A 19,721-nucleotide genomic window follows, 5' to 3' on the forward strand; every position below is an offset into this window, starting at 1 on the left:
GATCATGCTAGCTTAATACGCATCCATACGAATTCGCGATAAAGACTAAACATGAAAAAACTGATCGCCGCCTTGGTGCTACTGCTCGCCGGCACCGCCGCCCTGCTCTATCTGTCGCCCGCCGCCTTATTGACGAGCATACAGTTGGTGGAGCGACAGCGTGCCGGGCTGAGCCTCAAACAGATCAGCGTGGGCGATCTTAGCATTCATTACTATGAGGGCGGCCCAAGCAGCGCACAAACCATCCTCATGGTGCATGGCTTTGCCGCCAACAAGGACAACTGGCTGCGCTTCGCCCGCCACCTCAGTCAGGATTACCGAGTTATTGCCCTCGACCTTCCAGGTTTCGGTGCAAGCGACAAACCAGCCGGCAGTTACGATGTCGGCACCCAGACCGAACGCCTGGCCAGCGTGATTGATGCATTGGGCATTGAGCAACTGCACTTGATCGGTAATTCCATGGGCGGGCATATCAGCGCGCTATATGCCGCGCGCTATCCACACAGAACCCTATCTCTGGCGTTACTCGACAACGCTGGCATCAGTTCGACGCAACCCAGCGAACTGATGCAGCGGCTACAGCGCGGCGAGCCTAATCCGTTGGTGGTGAAAAGCACCGAGGATTTTCAACGCCTGCTCGACTTTATCTTCGTGCAGCCGCCTTACCTGCCGGAATCGCTTAAGGGCTATTTCGCCGAGCAGGCCATCGCCAACAGCGCGCACTACGACCAGGTGTTTGCTCACCTGATAGAGCGCTATATCCCACTGGAACCTGAGCTGCCAAAGATCCAGGCGCCAACGCTGATTATCTGGGGCGCAGAAGATCGAGCCTTGCACGTATCCAGCGTGGAAGTCATGCAACCGCTGCTGCGCAAACCCAGCGTAGTCATCATGCCAGACACCGGTCATGCGCCGATGATTGAGCGCGCAGAGCTGACCGCGCAGCACTACCGGACCTTTCTCCAAGCATTACCGGATTAGCGCACAAAATGGCAGGAGGCTATTTTTAACGTCGCATCCGACGATCCGGAGGGGAGCCGCTGGGTTGCAGGCTACAAAAACGCCGGCAGCCTGTTTACACGCAAAACCCGAAGGAGTGAAGCACCTGGATGTGCTGAACATAAAAAAACCCGCTCACTGAGCGGGTTTTTTATGAGCGAGGGAAACCGGCTTAAACCAGTTTCTCCAACTCAGGTACAGCTTCAAACAGGTCTGCTACCAGACCGTAATCGGCTACCTGGAAGATCGGCGCTTCTTCGTCCTTGTTGATCGCAACGATCACCTTGGAGTCTTTCATGCCGGCCAGGTGCTGGATTGCGCCGGAAATACCAACGGCGATGTACAGCTGTGGCGCAACGATCTTGCCGGTCTGACCAACCTGCATATCGTTCGGCACAAAACCGGCGTCGACTGCAGCGCGCGAGGCACCAACAGCGGCGCCCAGCTTGTCAGCCAGCGCGTACAGGTGCTTGAAGTTGTCACCGTTCTGCATACCGCGGCCGCCGGAAACGACGATCTTGGCAGCGGTCAGTTCAGGACGATCGGACTTGGCCAGTTCTTCACCGACGAAAGCCGATTTGCCAGCGTCAGCTGCGCCGCCAACTGCTTCAACGGCAGCAGAGCCGCCTTCCGCAGCAACCGGATCAAAACCGGTGCTACGCACGGTGATGACTTTAACGGCAGCGGAGGATTGCACGGTGGCGATGGCGTTACCGGCATAGATCGGACGCTTGAAAGTGTCAGCGCTTTCAACAGCGATGATTTCCGAGATCTGATCAACGTCCAGCGCAGCAGCAACGCGTGGCAGGATGTTTTTACCGTTGCTGGTAGCAGCAGCCAGAATGTGGCTGTAGCCCTTGCCCAGCTCAGCTACCAGCGGCGCGACGTTTTCCGGCAGCTGGTGAGCGAAAGCCGCGTTGTCAGCAACCAGCACCTTGGCCACGCCAGCAATTTTGCCAGCAGCTTCGGCAGCAGCGCCGCAAGCGGAACCGGCAACCAGAACGTGGATGTCGCCACCGATCTTCGCGGCAGCAGCCACGGTGTTCAGCGTGGCCGGAGCCAGGGCGGCATTGGTGTGTTCAGCGATAACCAGGATAGTCATTTAGATTACCTTCGCCTCGTTCTTCAGTTTCTCGACCAGTTCAGCCACGGACTTGACCTTGATGCCGGCGCTGCGGGTAGCAGGCGCTTCGACTCTCAGGGTTTTCACGGTGGAAGCGGTGGAAACACCCAGGTCGCCCGGGGTAACGGTTTCCAGCGGCTTCTTCTTGGCTTTCATGATGTTCGGCAGTGACGCATAACGCGGCTCATTCAGACGCAGGTCGGTGGTCACGATAGCCGGCAGGCTCAACGCAACGGTCTGCAGACCGCCGTCGATTTCGCGGGTTACGTTGACCTTGTCGCCAGCCACTTCAACCTTGGAAGCGAATGTGCCCTGGCCGAAGCCAGTCAACGCGCCCAGCATTTGCCCGGTCTGGTTGTTGTCGCTGTCGATGGCCTGCTTGCCCATGATCACCAGCTGAGGCTGTTCTTTGTCGACCACTGCCTTGAGCAGTTTGGCCACAGCCAGCGAGTTCAGCTCATCAGCAGACTCAACCAGAATGGCACGGTCAGCACCCAGCGCCAGCGCAGTACGCAGCTGCTCTTGAGCAGTGGCCGGGCCGATGGTTACGACAACGATCTCGCTCGCCACGCCTTTTTCTTTCAGGCGTACAGCTTCTTCCACGGCGATTTCGCAGAAAGGGTTCATCGACATCTTGACGTTGGCAAGATCAACGCCGCTGTTGTCCGCTTTGACGCGAACTTTGACGTTGTAGTCGACCACTCGTTTGACAGCTACAAGAACCTTCATGGATTCCTCGTTACTCTCCGGTGAATAAGAATGTCGCCAGAAGCGAACATGGCGGGAACTACAGACCGGCCGGAACCGGGAGTCGACCAATAACGGCAGACACAAAACCGCCCGTATCTTGACCGCACGACCTAGACTGGTCAATACAACGAAGCGGCCAATCGTCAGCGATGTAGTAAGATTCTAACAGCCCTACAGAAAATTCAAACAAACGTTTGTATTGGCCCATTCGAAGGGTCTGGATATAATGCGCCAGCATCGCTCACGGAACGAGCTCGATCGCCAAATAAAATTAGAGAGCCCTGAGTAGGAGATTGCCTGTGGAACGCGAATTTATGGAATTCGACGTCGTCATCGTCGGCGCCGGCCCAGCTGGTTTGTCCGCCGCCTGCCGACTGAAGCAGAAAGCCGCAGAAGCCGGCAAAGAAATCAGCGTCTGCGTGGTCGAGAAAGGCTCCGAAGTCGGCGCACACATTCTTTCCGGCGCGGTGTTCGAGCCGCGTGCATTGAATGAACTGTTCCCTGACTGGAAAGAGCTCGGCGCCCCGCTAAACACGCCGGTTAAGCGCGATGACATCTACGTGCTCAGCAATGCCGAGAAGGCCACCAGGGTTCCGGACTTCTTCGTACCCAAGACCATGCACAACCATGGCAACTACATCATTTCCCTGGGCAACCTGTGCCGCTGGCTGGCGCAGCAGGCCGAAAACCTTGGCGTAGAAATCTATCCAGGCTTCGCCGCTCAGGAAGCACTGATCAACGAAGAAGGCGCGGTCTACGGTATTCTCACTGGCGATCTGGGCGTCGACCGCGAAGGTCATCCGAAAGAGGGTTACTACACCCCGGGCATGGAACTGCGTGCCAAGTACACCCTGTTCGCCGAAGGCTGCCGTGGCCATATCGGCAAGCAGCTGATCAAGAAATTCGATCTCGACTCCGAAGCCGATGCCCAGCATTACGGCATCGGTATCAAGGAAATCTGGGACATCGATCCAGCCAAGCACGAACAAGGCCTGGTGGTACACACCGCCGGCTGGCCACTGGATATCGTCGGCACCGAAAACACCGGGGGCTCCTTCCTCTATCACCTGGAAAACAACCAAGTGGTAGTCGGTCTGATCGTTGACCTGTCGTACAGCAATCCGCACCTGTCACCATTCGATGAGCTCCAGCGCTACAAGCACCACCCTGTGGTTGCCCAGTACCTGGAAGGCGGCAAGCGTGTTGCTTATGGCGCTCGCGCGATCGCCAAGGGCGGCCTCAACTCGCTGCCGAAGATGGTCTTCAACGGCGGCGCGCTGATCGGTTGCGACCTCGGCACACTGAACTTCGCCAAAATCAAAGGCAGCCACACCGCTATGAAGTCGGGCATGCTCGCAGCCGACGCGGTAGCGGATGCGCTATTTGCCGGCAGCGAAGGCGGCGATCAGCTGACCGGTTATGTCGACGGCTTCAAGGCCAGCTGGCTGTATGACGAACTGTTCCGCAGCCGCAACTTCGGCCCGGCAATCCATAAGTTCGGCCCACTGCTCGGCGGTGGTTTCAACTGGGTTGACCAGAACATCTTTGGCGGCAAAATCCCCTTCACCCTGCACGACACCAAGCCTGACTATGCCTGCCTGAAGCCGGCTGCAGATGTGCAGAAGATCAGTTACCCGAAACCTGACGGCAAGCTCAGCTTCGACAAGCTCAGTTCGGTATTCCTCTCCAACACCAACCATGAAGAGGAACAACCCTGCCACCTGAAGCTCACCGATCCGAGCATTCCGCTGAGCAAGAACCTACCCATGTACGACGAACCGGCGCAGCGTTACTGCCCAGCCGGCGTATACGAAATCGTCACCAAGGAAGATGGCGAGCAGAAGTTCCAGATCAACGCGCAGAACTGCGTGCACTGCAAAACCTGTGACATCAAGGACCCAGCCCAGAACATCAACTGGGTGGCCCCTGAAGGCACCGGCGGGCCTAACTACCCCAACATGTAAGACGCAAAAAAGGCTCCTTCGGGAGCCTTTTTTTATTACGCTGAATTCAACCGTAATCAGGAAAGAAGATCAGTTTGGCTGCGGACCAATGGGGAAAAACTCGCCACTGCTCCAGACACCGAGCCAGGTCTCGCCATTGATCTCGCGTGGCACCGCCAGCTCTACCAGCTGATAAAACACATTGCGGTGGATCAGCGCCTCAAGATTAGCCCGCACATGCACATAGGGTGCAGGCTCATCGGTCGAAGCATCCAACTCAACCCGCAACGGATGCTCGCTGCCAGCTACCACCTCATCTTCGACATTGGTGACAAAGCTCAGCACCTGCGCCTCGCCCGCACCGATCACCTGCAGACTGATTGCCACAAAGGGCGCGTCATCAACCTGGATGCCGACCATTTCCACCGGCGTCACCAGCACGTACTTATCGCCGTCGCGGCGAATAATGGTGGAGAACAGTTTGACCATCGGCTTGCGGCCAATCGGCGTACCCATGTAATACCAAGTGCCATCGCGAGCGATGCGCATATCGATATCACCGCAAAACGTCGGATTCCACAGGTGCACCGGTGGCAAGCCTTTGCCCTCGCCTTTGGGTATCTGCGCCAGCAGGTCGCCGGCCTTGCCTGTATCAGTCATCACTCAATGCCCCAAGCCTATCAAACGCCGCGCGTAATCCTGCAGCGCCGGACCGATCAGATCCTCAGGCTTGGCATCATAAAGCGTCAGGAAGCCTCCGCGGCTACGAATGCGCGTGGTGTCGACCAAATAGCGAGTATTGGTCTCGATCAGCATCAACTGAATCACCCCGCGATCGGTGCCCAGACGATCCAGGGCCTCCTGATCCTCCCACTCTTCAACGGTGCCGATACGGTCATCGGCGTAGGCAAAGCGGCTGTACAACAGATAATGCGCCCCGGCTTCACGGGCAGCGGTAAGAGACTCCTCCAATCCTAGCGGCGCCTTGGCGCGACGGACCATGGGGAAATACTCGATAAAGCCTTTGTAGGCCTCTTCGGCCACCACATTGGGACGCGGATAGGCTGAGCCCGGCGGTACAAAATGACCTTGGGCGATATAGATAAACGAGTCAGCCTGCAAGCGCCAAGGACTGGCGCGCCGCGTCTGGCTGTGATCAAGCACGCCGACATCGCGCAATTGATAAATCGCCTCATCAGCCAGATCACTGGCCTTCATGCAGCCGCTCAGCACCACTACACCCACTATAAGCAACAGACTACGCATCACGCTTCTCCCGCAGCCGGCGACAGAAAACCGGCGGATAGCGCCTAGATGCAGATTTCACGCCAGTGCGCCGCATCACAAGCCACGCTGCCACTCCTGACGTAGTCGCGCCTGCTTTGGCTGCTCAATGGCCTGCCGCACCTGCGCTAGCAAACGCTGCTTGTCAGAACCCAGAGTGCCTTTGAGCACCAGGTAATTAGAGGCATGATCGCTGCGGAAAACCGTGTCACGCAGTTCAAGGCCGCTCAGCAAACGCTCAACCTCAATAAACAGTTGCTGCTGAGCGAGCGGCTGGAAGTCGGAAAACCCTTCGCGAAACCGCGCCTCGCCCGTAGGGAAACTCACCACCAGGGTTGAGAGAAACTCCGGCTGCGCCTCATTCATCAGACGCGCGGAGTTATCCGCATGCTGCTCACTGAGGGTCGTACCACCCAGGCCATTGAGAATCATCACCGAGCGAGTGATACCCGCTTGACCTAGCTTGTCTAGCGCACTCAGGCTGGACTCGTAGGTTTCACCCTTGTTAACCCGCTCCAGCACCTCATCATCTCCCGACTCACAGCCGACATAAGCCATGCGCAGCCCAGCATCAGCCAACTCCTTGAGTTCATCCACAGACTTCTTGCGTAGATTGCGCGGCAGGCAATAGCTCGAAACCCGTTCGACTTCCGGTATGTGCTCACGAATGGCCTGCAGGATGGTCAACAGACGCCGCGTCGGCAGTACCAGGGCATCGCCATCGGCAAGAAACACCCGCTGCACGATCATCCGCTCACCGGTCAGGCGAATCTCTTCGAGCACTTGCGCCTCATCGCGGGCACGAAATTTCTTCTGCTCTTGAGTGTACATTTCACAGAACGTGCACTTATTCCAAGAGCAACCATTGGTCACCGGCAAAATCAGCGAATGAGCTTCACTGGGCGGGCGAAACACGGGCTCGATATAACTGATGGGGAAATCTTGCATGCTCTTCACTCAAGGCAGACGGCGGTATTAGCCGCCAATAATCTTCATCACGGTCGCGCCGCCGGAGAACGCGACATATTGTTTGTCGCCCAGCGCCTTGACCAACATGCCCTGCAGCGCAGGTAAAGCCTGGTGGCGCGGCTTGTCGAGCAGGTCGCCAATGTAGTGACGATTGCTTGAGGATAGGCAGCCGTGCAGCCAACCGGTCGAGGACAGGCGCAAGCGCGAGCAGGTACGGCAGAACGGTACGCTTTCATTGGCAATTACGCCGAAGTGGCCAACACCGAGGATGGCGTAGCGCAGCGCGGTGGCATCCAGCGCAGCGTGGGCCTGGACATACTCGTAGCGACTGCCAATCAGCTCTAGCAGTTCGGCCATGCCGATAAACTGACGCTGGAAGCCATTGCCGTCGCGGGCCAAGTGGCCCATGCGCATCAGCTCGATAAAACGCAGCTCGAAACCATTGGCCAGGCAGTAGTCGAGCAGCGGCAGCACCTGATCGAGATTCTGCCCGCGCAACGGCACCATATTGACCTTGATCTGGATGCCCGCCGCCCGCGCCTGCTGCAGGCCATCGAGGACTGTCGCCAGATCGCCGCCACGGGCAATCGTGCGAAACGCCGCAGCGTCGAGGGTATCCAGGGAAATATTCAAGCGGCGGATGCCGCATTCCAGCAGCAGCGGCAATTTGCGCGTAAGCAGCTGGCCATTGCTGGTCAAGCTGATATCGGCCAAGCCGAGCTGGCTGACACCGCGCAGAAAAGCGTCGAGTTTAGGGCTGACCAGTGGCTCGCCGCCGGTAATACGCAGCCGCTCAATGCCAGCGGCTTCAATCAGATAGGCCACGCCACGCAGCATGGCCTCGGCCGACAGCTCATCCTGCGCCGCAACCAGCCGCTTGCCATCGGGTACGCAGTAGGTGCAGGCGTAGTTGCAAGCGGAGGTCAGGCTAATACGCAGATTGCGAAAACGTCTGCCCTGGCGATCAACGATCATGCACGGCTCCAGCAAAGGTGAGCGCCGAGTATAGGGGCGCCGCCAGCCCAGCAGATTGCTTATCCACTCGCTGAATACCTCAGCTAGCCGGAGTGTCACCCTCGCGCTTGCGCTTGTTACCCATGCGCACGCCGATGTCCATGAGGAACTGGAAAAAACCTTCCTGATCTTCCAGCACATTGCTCCAGAACGGCGAGTGATACAGCGCCACGGCGCCGTGCACCAGCGCCCAGGCGGCGCAGTAATGGAAATAAGGTGGCACGTCCTCCAGCTTGCCTTCGGCGATGCGGCCCTTGATCAGCTGGGTCAGACGCTCGAAGTTGGAGGCGCGGATCTTGTGCAGCTGCTCAACCATTTCCGGCACCTGGTTGCCCTTAACCACCTTTTCTTCCAAGCGGTCGAACAAGCGGTAGCGCTGCGGGTCGCGCATGCGGAACTCGAAGTAGGCGCGCGACAGCGCTTCCTTATCACGGTCGACATCGGCCGAGTGCAGCAGCTCGTTGAGATCGCGCTCATAGTCGAGCATCAGGCGCAGGTAGATTTCCGCCTTGGACTTGAAGTGTTTGTAGATGGTGCCTTTGCCGATACCAACCGTGTCGGCAATCATCTCCACAGTCACGCTGTCTTCACCCTGGTCGAGGAAGAGCTTCAGTGCTGTGTCGAGAATTTCCTGTTCGCGGCGGCGAAACTCACGGACCTTGCGGGGTTCTTTATGCATAAAAGGACTACGGGGTCAAAAAAACGAAGGCGCGTATTATGCCTAACTAACGGCAAATTGCACGGATCATCCGACCATGTACGCAGTTCATGACGAGTTTCCGCAACTTCCCGGCCTGCGTTATCTGAACCACGCGGCCGTTTCCCCCTGGCCGCAACGGGCAGTCGATGCGGTCAGCCGGTTTGCCATCGAGAATGCGCAAACCGGCGCCCGTGACTACGCAACCTGGCTGCAGGTCGAACGTCGCCTGCGCGAACGCCTGCAGCGTTTGCTCAACGCGCCCTCGCATAGCGATATCGCCCTGGTGAAAAACACCTCAGAAGCTTTGTCTTTTGTCGCCTTCGGCCTGGATTGGCGGCCAGGCGATCAGGTGGTGATCCGCGATGAAGAATTCCCCTCAAACCGGATTGTCTGGGAAGCCCTCGCCCCGCAGGGCGTCGAGGTGGTGCAGGTCAACCTGCATACCGGTGATCCGGAGGCAGCCCTGCTGGCCGCCTGTGGCCCACGCACCCGCCTGATGGCAATTAGCGCCGTGCAGTACGCCAGCGGCCTGCGCTTGGATCTGCCATGCCTGGGACAGGGCTGCCAGGCGCGCGGTGTACTGCTGTGCGTGGATGCTATCCAGCAGCTCGGCGCCCTGCCTTTCGATGTGCAAGCCAGTCAGTGCGCCTTCGCCATGGCAGACGGGCACAAATGGCTGCTCGGCCCGGAAGGCCTTGGGGTGTTCTATTGCCGCAGCGACCTGCGCGCGCAGCTCAAGCTGCATGAATACGGCTGGCATATGCTCGAACATGCCGGCGACTACCAGCGCAGCACTTGGGAGCCCGCACGCAGCGCGAGACGCTTTGAATGCGGCAGCCCAAACATGCTTGGCGCCATGGCCTTGGAAGCGAGCTTGTCGCTGCTGGAAGAAGTGGGCATGGAACAAGTCGAGAACGCCCTGCATGAGCGTATGCAATGGTTAATTGATGGGCTACGCAATGTGCCCGGTGCACGCCTGCACAGCGCATTGGGACGTCAGCAACGCGCGGGGATTTTGACCTTCAGCCTGGATGGTTGGCAGCATCAAGCCTTGTTTGGCCATCTGAAAGAACAACAGGTGATCTGCGCACAGCGCGGTGCAGGCATCCGCCTGTCGCCACACTTCTACACCGAACCCAGGGTAATTGAAGAGACACTGGCGCTGCTGTGGCAGCGGGCTACTGCTTGAGGACTCAACAGCGCGCCCTGTATTCCAAATCCGTTTAAGAATGTCGGTAAACGGCCTGGACGTTCGCCAATCTTCACCAATACTCAGCAGTACTGGTGTGCGGCGTATCCCCCAAGCGCTCCGCCAGCCAAGGTACCGTGGACCGCGTACCTTGATTTACTCCTAATGGTCTTAACCCGGTCTCATCCCCCAGAGCCCGGGTTTTTTTTGCGCCCAGCTTTTATCGGAGAGTTTTTATCCAGCAACCCTGGCCAGAGGAAACAAGCGCCTGAAGTTGGCCGTGGTCTGCTCTGCGAGTTGCTCGAAGCTTACGCCGCGCAACACTGCCAGGTACTCAGCCACATCACGCACGTACTCGGGCAGGTTCGGCTTGCCGCGATGCGGGATCGGCGCCAGATAAGGCGAGTCGGTTTCTACCAGCAAACGATCTGCAGGCACCTGCCGCGCCACTTCACGTAGCGCCTCGGCATTGCGGAAGGTGACGATACCTGACAGCGAGATGTAGAAGCCGATATCCAGCGCGGCCTTGGCCATTTCCCAGTCTTCGGTAAAGCAGTGCAGCACCCCGCCCTGCGGCAGCGCCGCGTCACGCAGCAAAGCCAGGGTGTCAGCACGCGCCTCGCGGGTATGCACAATCACTGGTTTGCCGGTGACTTGTGCAGCCTGTAGGTGCAGACGAAATGCCTGCTGCTGCAACTCGGCCGCTTCCGGCTCGTAGTGATAGTCCAGCCCAGTTTCGCCGATGGCGACTACCTGCGGATGATTCAATTCATCCAGCAGCCAGTCCAGCGCCGGCGCGGCACCAGGCTCAAGATCCAGCGGATGCACGCCGACCGAGCAATCAACATCGGCATAACGCTCAGCAAGGACTTTGACTGCGGCAGCATTATCAGCACTCACGCCAATGCACAAAAAATGACCAACACCGCGCGCACGCGCAGCATCCAGCGCCGCATCGAGCGAACCGCCATGGGCAGCCAGATCGAGGCGATCAAGGTGACAGTGGGAATCAACCAGCATGGGGAACAATCACTTGAGAATCGGTGCCACAGAGCCAGCACCGTGATACGGAGGAAAAAACACTTACATGGTGTGCGTCGGGCGATCCGACGTCAGCGCACCGGCCAGGTAGGTTTCGATCTTGTTGCGCGCGGTGTTGTCGCCATCATTGAACTGCACACCCACACCGGCGGCACGGTTGCCCTGAGCACCCTTGGGGGTAATCCAGACCACCTTGCCGGCGACCGGAATCTTTTCCGGCTCGTCCATCAGATTGAGCAGCATGAACACTTCATCGCCGAGCTTGTAGCTCTTGTTGGTTGGAATAAACAGGCCGCCGTTCTTGATAAAGGGCATGTAAGCGGCATAAAGCACGGATTTGTCCTTGATTGTCAGCGACAAAATTCCGTTACGCGGGCCCAAGTTAGGAGGCAGACTCATGCGGCATTCCTGATTTTATTCACTTAATGGCCGATTCTAGCCCGGTCCGGGCAAGCTTGCCCACTGCACCAGCAAGGCTTCGAGAAGCAAGACACGGTTAAGGTTAGCCTTGCCGAGGACTTTCTGACGCTGCGCCAGCAACCAATCCTGCATATTCAGCACTTTCGGCTGCGGGGCTTTCTCCGCCAGGTACTGCACCACCTTGCGCATATCAGCTTGCCCCAACCCATCTTCATCGCGGGTCAGCTGGTAGCGCAGCATCAGCTGTGACCACTGACAGAACCAGTCGAACAGCAACTGCAGCGATACCGCATTCCAGCTCTCGGCCAACTGACTGGGAGCGATTTGCTGTTTGAGCAGTTTTTTCACGCCATCAACCACCTGCGCGCGCTGAGCGATAACGCCCTGCTCATGCATCTTCACCGCTGCCAGCGGCGAGCCGGCGGCGAGGAACAGCAACTCGTGATGTTCTTCGGCGCTACAGCCCGGCAACGCCTGCGCCAACCACGCCAGGCTCATCGCCTCGCTTGGCAACGGACAAGCCTGCTGCACGCAGCGGCTTTTCACCGTCGGCAACAAGCGGCTAGGTTGATGGCTGATCAACAGCAACACGGTATTGCCGGACGGTTCTTCCAGACTCTTCAGCAAGGCGTTGGCGGCGTTGACGTTCATCGATTCGGTCGGTTCGACTAACACCACCTTGCGCCCGGCCAGTTGCGCGGTCTGCACCACGAAGCTGACCAGTTCACGCACCTGATCGACTTTGATCGCCTTGTCGGCCTCCTCCGGCTCCAGAATGTAGTTATCCGGATGGGTGCCAGCCGCCAGAAGATGGCAAGACTTGCACTGACCACAGGCATTCAAACCATCGGGCTGCTGGCACAACAGCCGCGCCATCAGCCGCTCGGCCAGCGCGCGCTTGCCGATGCCGGCAGGCCCATGCAGTAGATAAGCGTGGGCATGCTGGCTACGGCCAGCGAGTTGCTGCCAGAGTGAATCCTGCCAGGGGTAGGCTTCAACCACGCTGCAGCTCCAGCAGTTGCGGCAGCAGCTTATCCAGAGCCTGCTGCACTTCGTTCAAGGATTGCGCGGCATCCAGAATGCGATAGCACTGCGGCTGCTCAGCGGCGCGGCGCAGGTAAGTCTGGCGTACGGCATCGAAGAACTGCCGACCTTCCTGTTCGAAGCGATCCAGCCGACCTCGCGCGGCGGCACGGGCCAGGCCCACTTCAACTGGCAGATCGAAAACCAGGGTCAAGTCCGGGCGGAGTGAGCCCTGAACGAACTCTTCCAGCAAGGCGATACGCACCTCGGAGAGACCACGGCCGCCGCCTTGGTAGGCGTAGGTTGCATCGGTAAAGCGATCACAGAGCACCACAGCGCCACGCGCCAAGGCTGGACGAATCACCTGCGCCAAGTGCTGAGCACGCGCGGCAAACACCAGTAGCAGCTCAGTATCGGCCGCCATCTGCTCATCACTGGGTGCCAGCAGTAGCTCGCGCACCCGTTCCGCCAACGGCGTGCCACCTGGCTCACGGGTCAGCAGCACATCAATGCCGTGCTCACGCAGACGCTCGGCCAGGTAGTCACGATTGGTGCTCTTGCCTGCGCCTTCGGGGCCTTCCAGGGTGATAAACAAACCGCTCACAGGCTGTCCTTACTGATTATTGGGCGCGGCCGGGGCCGGGCTGGAACGATAGTCTGCGCGGCGCTTGAGCTGATACTCACGCACGGCCCGATTATGCTGCTCCAGGGTGTTGGAAAATACATGACTGCCGTCGCCACGGGCGACGAAGTACAGGCTGCTGCCGGCCACAGGATTCAGTGCCGCATGGATCGCTTCACGCCCCACCAACGCAATCGGCGTCGGCGGCATGCCGTCAATGGTGTAGGTGTTGTAAGCCGTGGGCTGACGCAGATCATCACGGGTGATACGACCGTTGTAACGCTCTCCCATACCGTAGATCACCGTCGGATCGGTCTGTAGGCGCATGCCGATACGCAGACGCCGCACAAATACCCCAGCAATTTCACCACGCTCTTGCGGTACGCCGGTTTCCTTCTCGATCATCGAGGCCATGATCAAGGCGTCGTAGGGGTCCTTGTACGGCAGATCCTTGGCCCGCTGCGCCCACTCCTCAGCCAACACCTGCTCCAGCCGTACATGAGCCTGTTTGAGCAGCTCAAGATCACTCATGCCACGCACAAAGCTGTAGGTATCGGGAAAGAAGCGCCCTTCCGGATTCAAGCCGGGCAAACCGAGCGTCTTCATCAGCTCAGCATCACTCAGTTCACTCAGGGTCAACTCAAGACGTGTTTCGCGCGCCAGTGCCGCGCGGACCTGACGAAAATTCCAGCCTTCGACCAGCGTTAGGCTGTATTGCAGCACTTCACCGCGTCGCCACTGACCAAGCATATCGTTAGCTGTAACACCGGGCACCAGCCGGTATTCACCACTGTGCAGCGGTTGATTGCGCAGATTGAAGCGCCAGTAAAGGCGTAGCCAGAAGGCCTTATCGAGAATGCCATCGGCCTCAAGACGATTGAGCACACCTCCCGGAGTCGCGCCTGCCGGCACATCCACCAGGTAATCTTCAGTGAGGTTCAGCGGCTGTTGCAGCGCTGTATGTTGTTGCCAGGCGGCAAACGCAACCAGTAAGCCAGCCAGTAACACGCCGCCTTCCAGCAGCAGCAAAGTTTTGCGTATCACGAATCAGCAGTCCAGTAGATCGCGGGCAATGGCCTGCAGTTTACGGGTGAGCGGGCCGACCGGCCAGTCGTGTGCAAGCAAAGCGCGAACTGGCCACACGCCATAGACGCTGTTGCACAGCATGACCTCATCAGCCGCCAGCAACTCGGCGTAGCTGATATCGCGCACCTGACATTCGATCCCCTGCGCAGCCGCCTGGGTCAGCAACTCGGCGCGCATCACCCCGGCAACCCCGCAACGCGACAGGTCAGCGGTAATCAGCACGCCGCCACTGACCAGCAACAGGTTGCTGTAAACGCCCTCGATCACCCGACCGCCGGCGTCCAGCATCAAGCCCTCGGCATGTTCGGCGTCCTGCCATTCGCTGCGCGCCAGCACCTGCTCCAGTCGATTGAGATGCTTCAGGCCAGCCAGCAACGGCTGCTCGGCCAGGCGCGTGGCGCAGGCAAACAGGCGTACGCCTTGTTGGGCATAGGCCGCGGGATAAACCGGCTTGGCAGTTGCCTGCAGGATAAGAGTGGGCTGCGTGGGCTGCGGCGGCGCATAACCACGTTGCCCATCACCACGAGTGAGGATGAGCTTGGCCACGCCCTCACCCAGGTGCTGACTGAAAGCCAGCAGTTGGGAACGCACAGCGGATAAGTCGAGAGGTATTTTCAACCGAACACAGCCTTCGGCCAACCGCGCCAAGTGACGTTCCAGCAACAGCGGTTGCCCGGCATTTACGGCGATAGTCTCAAACAGCCCATCGCCGTAGGCCAAGCCGCGATCCTTGACGGACAGCAGCTCGGCCGGCTGGCCATCGACCCAGTTCAGCATTAACCGGCGAACCGGCGGAACACCAGCGAGCCGTTGGTACCACCAAAACCAAAGGAGTTGGACAGCACTACATCTAGCGCCATGGCCTTAGCCTGGTGCGCAACGAAGTCCAGATCGCAACCTTCGTCGGGGTTGTCCAGGTTGATAGTGGGCGGCGCCACCTGATCACGGAGCGCGAGGATGCTGAAGATCGCCTCTACCGCACCGGCAGCACCGAGCAGATGACCAGTCATGGATTTAGTCGAACTGACGGCCAGCTTGTAAGCATGCTCGCCAAATACCGACTTCACCGCAGCTACTTCAGCCTTATCGCCGGCCGAGGTCGAGGTACCATGAGCGTTGATGTACTGCACCTGATCAGGGTTCACGCCAGCATCGCGCAGAGCATTGGTCATGCAACGCGCAGCACCTGCGCCATCTTCAGGCGGCGAGGTCATGTGGTAAGCGTCGCCGCTCATGCCAAAGCCGATCAGCTCGGCATGGATGGTCGCACCACGCGCCTTGGCGTGCTCCAACTCTTCTAGCACCAGTGCACCGGCACCATCGGAGAGCACGAAGCCATCGCGGTCTTTGTCCCACGGACGGCTGGCCCGGCCCGGCTCGTCATTACGGGTCGACAGCGCACGGGCGGCACCAAAGCCGCCCATGCCCAGGCCGCAAGCGGCCATCTCGGCGCCACCGGCAACCATCACATCAGCCTCGCCATAAGCAATGTTGCGCGCAGCCATGCCAATGCAGTGCGTACCGGTGGTACAGGCTGTGGCGATGGCGTAGTTAGGCCCCTGCAGCCCCAAATGGATCGACAGGAAGCCGGAAATCATATTGATGATCGAGCCAGGCACGAAGAACGGCGAGATGCGCCGCGGCCCTTGCTCATGCAGCGATTTGCAATTGTTCTCGATATTGGTCAGGCCACCGATACCGGAGCCCATGGCCACACCGATGCGCTCACGATTGGCATCGGTGACTTCCAGACCGGAGTTGCGCACCGCCTGAAAGCTGGCAGCGAGGCCGTACTGGATAAACAAGTCGAGCTTGCGCGCCTCTTTGGCGGACAAGTATTCCTCGACATTAAAATCCTTTACCGCACCACCAAAGCGCGTGGAAAAAGCGGAAAGATCCATGTGCTCAAGCAGGCCAATGCCACTGCGCCCAGCCAAAATGCCCTGCCAGCTACTCGGCACATCGTTACCCAATGGCGACAGCATGCCCATACCGGTAACCACGACGCGTCTACGTGACACAGCAATCTCCTTTTCTAGTTATCAACGCCTGGAAAGCGCTTAAAGAAAAGCCGCACGCCTGATAAAGGGAGTGCGGCTTTTCCGAGTCGGGATCCGACGATTACGTGTTACGCGTGAGCGGTAACGTAGTCGATCGCTTCCTGAACGGTGGTGATTTTCTCAGCTTGCTCGTCCGGGATCTCGGTCTCGAACTCTTCCTCGAGAGCCATCACCAGCTCAACGGTGTCAAGAGAGTCGGCACCCAGGTCTTCAACGAAGGAAGCGCTGTTGGTTACTTCCTCTTCTTTAACACCCAGTTGCTCGGCAACGATTTTCTTGACGCGTTCTTCGATGGTGCTCATACGTTGTTCTCACTCCTAATGGGACAAATCTTGGCCACTGTTCTGCAGCCAAGTGTATAGAAAGGGTTTTTAGCATTTCAAGCTGAATGCCGGGGTGCCCCACAAACACTTCAACGATCTGCCTATAAACCTGTTGCAGCTTTATAACGGATTTTAGACAGCATCTATGACAGTTTTCTGAAGCCATCCGTCACATTCAGCTCATGTACATCCCGCCGTTCACAGGGATAGTAGCGCCTGTAACGTAAGCCGCGCCATCAGAAGCGAGGAAAGCGACCACTTTTGCGATCTCTTCGGCCTGCCCCAAACGGCCCAACGGAATCTGGGTCAACAGCGCATCACGCTGCGCTTCCGGCAACTCACGGGTCATATCGGTGTCGATAAAACCCGGCGCCACGGCATTCACGGTAATCGCCCGCGAGCCTACTTCACGTGCCAAAGCACGGCCAAAACCTTCAAGACCGGCCTTGGCAGCCGCATAGTTGACCTGCCCACCATTACCCATCGCACCCACCACCGAACCGATGTTGATGATGCGACCATAACGCGCTTTAGTCATGCCACGCAGTACGGCTTTAGTCAGCCGATAAAGGCTGCTCAAGTTGGTGTTGATGACATCAAACCACTCGTCATCTTTCATCCGCAGCATCAGGTTATCGCGGGTGATGCCGGCGTTATTGACCAAAATCAACGGCTGACCAAGATGTTGCTGGATATGTTCGAGGGCGCTGGCGACCGATTCACTGTCGCTAACATCCAGCACCAGACCAGCGCCTTCTATGCCATTGGCTTTCAGAGTTTCCGCAATACGCTCAGCGCCCGAGGCGGACGTAGCGGTACCGATAACCACGGCACCCTGACGCCCCAATTCCAGGGCAATCGCCTGGCCAATACCACGGCTCGCGCCGGTTACCAGTGCAACTTTACCTTGCAGGCTCATAACGTTTCTCCTTAATCAGACCAGGGCCGCGCCCGCAGCAGCGAAGGCGTCCGGGGTGTCCAGGTTATGGGTATTGATGCCTTTGACGCAGCGCTTATTCAAACCAGACAACACCTTGCCCGGACCGCACTCGACCAGATCGGTCACACCTTGCGCAGACAAGCAAGCAATCGACTCAACCCAACGCACCGGGCTGTAGAGCTGAGCCAACAGGTCACGTTTAAGCCCCTGCAGATCAGTCACTACAGCGGCACTGACGTTCTGTACCAAAGCAATCTGCGGAACCTGCCAGTCAATAGCCGCTACTGCTTCGGCAAAGCGCTCTGCCGCCGGGCGCATCAGTGCGCAATGCGACGGCACGCTAACCGGTAATGGCATCGCACGCTTGGCGCCACGCGCCTTGCACGCCTCAATGGCGCGCTCAACGGCAGCTGCACCACCGGCAATCACCACTTGGCCCGGCGCATTGAAATTCACTGCACTGACCACTTCACCCTGCGCAGCTTCAGCGCAAGCAGCCAATACGTCAGCATCTTCCAGGCCGAGAATCGCCGCCATACCGCCCTGCCCGGCCGGAACCGCCTGCTGCATCAGCTGGCCGCGATGCTCAACCAGCTTGACCGCCGCGGCCAAGGACAGACCGCCGGCAGCAACCAGCGCCGAGTACTCACCCAGGCTATGCCCGGCGACAAAAGCCGGACGCGCCGCGCTCTCGGCAAGCCAGGCACGCCACAGCGCAACAGAGGCGGTGAGAATCGCCGGCTGGGTTTTGTCGGTTTGATTGAGTTGTTCTTCAGGACCTTGCTGGGTCAACGCCCAGAGGTCATAACCGAGGGCTTCGGAAGCCTCGGCGAAGGTTTCGAGGATCAGCGGTCGTTGCGCACCATGCTCGGCGAGCATGCTCAGCGACTGGGAACCCTGACCCGGAAAGACGAATGCGAGAGATGCAGACATGGAAACCTGTTCCTAATGATCGTGATCGTCGGTAATACGCGCCCAGCCTAGCCAAGCGCAAGAAACTGACAGTTGGATGACAGGCTGCCCGCTGCGGTCACATTCTAAAGCAGGTGCTCGCCCAAACGGCCGTGCAAACGCTGCGGTATATTTTCTTCGATCTCCCGCAATGCTCGGCGAATAGCGCTTTTAAAGCCATCAGACCCAGCCGAACCATGGCTTTTCACCACAATACCCTGCAACCCAACAAAACTCGCGCCATTGTGCTGCGCCGGGGCCAATTCGCCCTGCAAACGCCGCAACAGCGGTAACGCCAAAGCCCCCACCATGCGCGCAGCCAGGCTGGACTTGAACAGCGCCTCAATGCGCCCAGCAATCATCGCCGCCAGGCCTTCGCTGGACTTGAGCAGGATATTGCCGACAAAGCCGTCGCACACCACCACATCAGCCTCACCGCGATACAGCCCATCGCCTTCGACAAAGCCGATATAGTTCAAGCCCTCAGCCTGCTGCAACAGACTGGCCGCCAGCTTAACCTGCTGATTGCCTTTGATGTCTTCAGTGCCCACATTCAGCAGCGCCACTCTCGGACGCACTGCACCCAGCGCCTCAGCGGTGACCGAGCCCATCACGGCAAACTGATAAAGATGCTCAGCACTGCAATCGACATTGGCGCCTAGATCGAGCAGATGACAGAAGCCCGCCTGCGTCGGAATAGCCGTGACCATGGCCGGACGATCAATCCCCGGCAGAGTTTTCAGCACGTAGCGCGACAGCGCCATCAGCGCCCCGGTATTACCAGCACTGACACAGGCCTGCACCTCACCACTGCGCAGCAACTCAAGACTGATGCGCATCGACGAATCCGGCTTGCCGCGCAGCGCCTGGGCCGGACGTTCGTCCATAGCGATAATCTCACCTGCATGCTCAACGCGCAGACGTGCACGATCAACGCCAGGATAGCGAGCAATCACAGATTCGATGAGAGAGGATTGGCCGACGAGGACCAGGTGCAACGAAGGGTATTCAGCCAGGCAAGAGATGCAGGCTGGAACAATGCAGTGGGGACCGAAGTCCCCACCCATTGCATCAATCGCGATGATCGGAGCGGACAAGATTTACTCGTCAGCGCCCTTGTCGATAACTTTACGACCACGGTAAACGCCTTCTGGCGATACGTGGTGACGCAGGTGCATTTCACCGGTGGTTTTCTCAACCGACAAGGTGCTTGCAGTGAGAGCATCGTGCGAACGACGCATGTCACGGGCGGAACGGGATTTTTTGTTCTGCTGAACAGCCATA

The 19,721-nt window shown here is 58.6% G+C and carries 22 protein-coding genes; 3 read left to right on the forward strand and 19 right to left on the reverse strand.

The genetic code is table 11. The features are described from left to right. The first annotated feature begins 51 nt into the window (after positions 1-51). Entirely contained in the window at positions 52-981 is a 930-nt protein-coding gene (locus tag ACIGEK_RS15580; protein ID WP_397494205.1) for an alpha/beta fold hydrolase, read from the forward strand. Positions 982-1,171: 190 nt separating this feature from the next. Here the strand turns inward: ACIGEK_RS15580 and ACIGEK_RS15585 are convergent, their stop codons facing one another. Both ACIGEK_RS15585 and ACIGEK_RS15590 read right to left on the reverse strand, forming a co-directional pair. Then, positions 1,172-2,101, reverse strand: coding sequence for an electron transfer flavoprotein subunit alpha/FixB family protein (locus ACIGEK_RS15585; protein ID WP_275961437.1), 930 nt, complete (start codon positions 2,099-2,101; stop codon positions 1,172-1,174). Beyond that, complete coding sequence (locus ACIGEK_RS15590) at positions 2,102-2,851, reverse strand: electron transfer flavoprotein subunit beta/FixA family protein (RefSeq protein ID WP_397494207.1); 750 nt, start codon at positions 2,849-2,851, stop codon at positions 2,102-2,104. 320 nt (positions 2,852-3,171) lie between these two features. On the opposite strand from ACIGEK_RS15590, the gene ACIGEK_RS15595 reads away from it, so the two are divergent. Beyond that, complete coding sequence (locus tag ACIGEK_RS15595; protein ID WP_397494208.1) at positions 3,172-4,836, forward strand: electron transfer flavoprotein-ubiquinone oxidoreductase; 1,665 nt, start codon at positions 3,172-3,174, stop codon at positions 4,834-4,836. A 69-nt stretch (positions 4,837-4,905) separates the two neighbouring features. On the opposite strand, the gene ACIGEK_RS15600 is transcribed toward ACIGEK_RS15595, so the two are convergent. The 5 genes from ACIGEK_RS15600 to ACIGEK_RS15620 form a co-directional block, all read right to left on the reverse strand. Next, the gene (locus tag ACIGEK_RS15600; RefSeq protein ID WP_397494209.1) at positions 4,906-5,475 is read right to left on the reverse strand and encodes a DUF1285 domain-containing protein; all 570 of its coding nucleotides are present in this window, start codon (positions 5,473-5,475) and stop codon (positions 4,906-4,908) included. 3 nt (positions 5,476-5,478) lie between these two features. Next, complete coding sequence (locus ACIGEK_RS15605; protein WP_397494211.1) at positions 5,479-6,081, reverse strand: DUF4823 domain-containing protein; 603 nt, start codon at positions 6,079-6,081, stop codon at positions 5,479-5,481. Positions 6,082-6,156: 75 nt separating this feature from the next. Continuing rightward, positions 6,157-7,047, reverse strand: a complete 891-nt coding sequence (locus ACIGEK_RS15610; protein WP_397494212.1) for a radical SAM protein — start codon at positions 7,045-7,047, stop codon at positions 6,157-6,159. A gap of 27 nt (positions 7,048-7,074) precedes the next feature. Then, entirely contained in the window at positions 7,075-8,043 is a 969-nt protein-coding gene (locus tag ACIGEK_RS15615) for a GTP 3',8-cyclase MoaA (protein ID WP_397494213.1), read from the reverse strand. Positions 8,044-8,122: 79 nt separating this feature from the next. Beyond that, entirely contained in the window at positions 8,123-8,761 is a 639-nt protein-coding gene (locus tag ACIGEK_RS15620) for a TetR/AcrR family transcriptional regulator (protein ID WP_090247979.1), read from the reverse strand. A 76-nt stretch (positions 8,762-8,837) separates the two neighbouring features. Here ACIGEK_RS15620 and ACIGEK_RS15625 point away from each other — a divergent pair, with 76 nt between their 5' ends. Then, positions 8,838-9,971 (forward strand): aminotransferase class V-fold PLP-dependent enzyme, encoded by a 1,134-nt coding sequence (locus tag ACIGEK_RS15625; RefSeq protein WP_397494214.1) that lies wholly within the window; start codon positions 8,838-8,840, stop codon positions 9,969-9,971. Positions 9,972-10,205: 234 nt separating this feature from the next. On the opposite strand, the gene ACIGEK_RS15630 is transcribed toward ACIGEK_RS15625, so the two are convergent. From ACIGEK_RS15630 to rpmF, 12 genes are all read right to left on the reverse strand, one after another. Further along, the gene (locus ACIGEK_RS15630; protein WP_397494215.1) at positions 10,206-10,991 is read right to left on the reverse strand and encodes a TatD family hydrolase; all 786 of its coding nucleotides are present in this window, start codon (positions 10,989-10,991) and stop codon (positions 10,206-10,208) included. A gap of 63 nt (positions 10,992-11,054) precedes the next feature. Then, complete coding sequence (locus ACIGEK_RS15635) at positions 11,055-11,411, reverse strand: PilZ domain-containing protein (RefSeq protein WP_090238100.1); 357 nt, start codon at positions 11,409-11,411, stop codon at positions 11,055-11,057. 36 nt (positions 11,412-11,447) lie between these two features. Then, entirely contained in the window at positions 11,448-12,434 is a 987-nt protein-coding gene (locus ACIGEK_RS15640; RefSeq protein WP_397494216.1) for a DNA polymerase III subunit delta', read from the reverse strand. Then, positions 12,427-13,059: a dTMP kinase gene (tmk, locus tag ACIGEK_RS15645; protein WP_397494217.1), complete on the reverse strand. Its 633-nt coding sequence runs from the start codon at positions 13,057-13,059 to the stop codon at positions 12,427-12,429. The genes ACIGEK_RS15640 and tmk overlap by 8 nt, the downstream gene beginning before the upstream one ends. Before the next feature lie 9 nt (positions 13,060-13,068). Further along, positions 13,069-14,121 (reverse strand): endolytic transglycosylase MltG, encoded by a 1,053-nt coding sequence (gene mltG / locus ACIGEK_RS15650; protein WP_397494219.1) that lies wholly within the window; start codon positions 14,119-14,121, stop codon positions 13,069-13,071. A 3-nt stretch (positions 14,122-14,124) separates the two neighbouring features. Beyond that, positions 14,125-14,940, reverse strand: coding sequence for an aminodeoxychorismate lyase (pabC, locus tag ACIGEK_RS15655; RefSeq protein ID WP_397494220.1), 816 nt, complete (start codon positions 14,938-14,940; stop codon positions 14,125-14,127). Then, positions 14,940-16,184, reverse strand: a complete 1,245-nt coding sequence (gene fabF, locus ACIGEK_RS15660) for a beta-ketoacyl-ACP synthase II (RefSeq protein WP_397494221.1) — start codon at positions 16,182-16,184, stop codon at positions 14,940-14,942. Before fabF ends, pabC begins: the two co-directional genes overlap by 1 nt. 107 nt (positions 16,185-16,291) lie before the next feature. Continuing rightward, the gene (gene acpP / locus ACIGEK_RS15665; RefSeq protein WP_058066290.1) at positions 16,292-16,525 is read right to left on the reverse strand and encodes an acyl carrier protein; all 234 of its coding nucleotides are present in this window, start codon (positions 16,523-16,525) and stop codon (positions 16,292-16,294) included. Between the two features lie 196 nt (positions 16,526-16,721). Next, positions 16,722-17,465 (reverse strand): 3-oxoacyl-ACP reductase FabG, encoded by a 744-nt coding sequence (gene fabG / locus ACIGEK_RS15670; protein WP_397494222.1) that lies wholly within the window; start codon positions 17,463-17,465, stop codon positions 16,722-16,724. Between the two features lie 15 nt (positions 17,466-17,480). Further along, positions 17,481-18,419: an ACP S-malonyltransferase gene (gene fabD / locus ACIGEK_RS15675; protein ID WP_397494223.1), complete on the reverse strand. Its 939-nt coding sequence runs from the start codon at positions 18,417-18,419 to the stop codon at positions 17,481-17,483. A gap of 104 nt (positions 18,420-18,523) precedes the next feature. Next, entirely contained in the window at positions 18,524-19,534 is a 1,011-nt protein-coding gene (gene plsX, locus ACIGEK_RS15680; RefSeq protein ID WP_397494224.1) for a phosphate acyltransferase PlsX, read from the reverse strand. A gap of 3 nt (positions 19,535-19,537) precedes the next feature. Further along, positions 19,538-19,720 carry a 50S ribosomal protein L32 gene (gene rpmF, locus ACIGEK_RS15685; protein ID WP_090238127.1) on the reverse strand — a complete coding sequence of 61 codons (183 nt, stop codon included), beginning with the start codon at positions 19,718-19,720 and terminating at the stop codon, positions 19,538-19,540. Position 19,721 lies beyond the last annotated feature (1 nt).

Source organism: Pseudomonas sp. NPDC079086 (genome assembly GCF_044542155.1).
Lineage (GTDB): Bacteria > Pseudomonadota > Gammaproteobacteria > Pseudomonadales > Pseudomonadaceae > Aquipseudomonas.

Excerpts from the sequence above, each read along its gene's own strand:
- ACIGEK_RS15620 (WP_090247979.1), bottom strand. The coding sequence starts at position 8,761 with ATGCATAAAGAACCCCGCAAGGTCCGTGAGTTTCGCCGCCGCGAACAG.
- fabG (WP_397494222.1), bottom strand. The coding sequence starts at position 17,465 with ATGAGCCTGCAAGGTAAAGTTGCACTGGTAACCGGCGCGAGCCGTGGT.
- ACIGEK_RS15600 (WP_397494209.1), bottom strand. The coding sequence starts at position 5,475 with ATGACTGATACAGGCAAGGCCGGCGACCTGCTGGCGCAGATACCCAAA.
- ACIGEK_RS15630 (WP_397494215.1), bottom strand. The coding sequence starts at position 10,991 with ATGCTGGTTGATTCCCACTGTCACCTTGATCGCCTCGATCTGGCTGCC.
- fabD (WP_397494223.1), bottom strand. The coding sequence starts at position 18,419 with ATGTCTGCATCTCTCGCATTCGTCTTTCCGGGTCAGGGTTCCCAGTCG.
- rpmF (WP_090238127.1), bottom strand. The coding sequence starts at position 19,720 with ATGGCTGTTCAGCAGAACAAAAAATCCCGTTCCGCCCGTGACATGCGT.
- ACIGEK_RS15610 (WP_397494212.1), bottom strand. The coding sequence starts at position 7,047 with ATGCAAGATTTCCCCATCAGTTATATCGAGCCCGTGTTTCGCCCGCCC.
- acpP (WP_058066290.1), bottom strand. The coding sequence starts at position 16,525 with ATGAGCACCATCGAAGAACGCGTCAAGAAAATCGTTGCCGAGCAACTG.
- pabC (WP_397494220.1), bottom strand. The coding sequence starts at position 14,940 with ATGCTGAACTGGGTCGATGGCCAGCCGGCCGAGCTGCTGTCCGTCAAG.
- ACIGEK_RS15615 (WP_397494213.1), bottom strand. The coding sequence starts at position 8,043 with ATGATCGTTGATCGCCAGGGCAGACGTTTTCGCAATCTGCGTATTAGC.
- ACIGEK_RS15585 (WP_275961437.1), bottom strand. The coding sequence starts at position 2,101 with ATGACTATCCTGGTTATCGCTGAACACACCAATGCCGCCCTGGCTCCG.
- ACIGEK_RS15580 (WP_397494205.1), top strand. The coding sequence starts at position 52 with ATGAAAAAACTGATCGCCGCCTTGGTGCTACTGCTCGCCGGCACCGCC.
- ACIGEK_RS15605 (WP_397494211.1), bottom strand. The coding sequence starts at position 6,081 with ATGCGTAGTCTGTTGCTTATAGTGGGTGTAGTGGTGCTGAGCGGCTGC.
- ACIGEK_RS15625 (WP_397494214.1), top strand. The coding sequence starts at position 8,838 with ATGTACGCAGTTCATGACGAGTTTCCGCAACTTCCCGGCCTGCGTTAT.
- ACIGEK_RS15635 (WP_090238100.1), bottom strand. The coding sequence starts at position 11,411 with ATGAGTCTGCCTCCTAACTTGGGCCCGCGTAACGGAATTTTGTCGCTG.
- ACIGEK_RS15590 (WP_397494207.1), bottom strand. The coding sequence starts at position 2,851 with ATGAAGGTTCTTGTAGCTGTCAAACGAGTGGTCGACTACAACGTCAAA.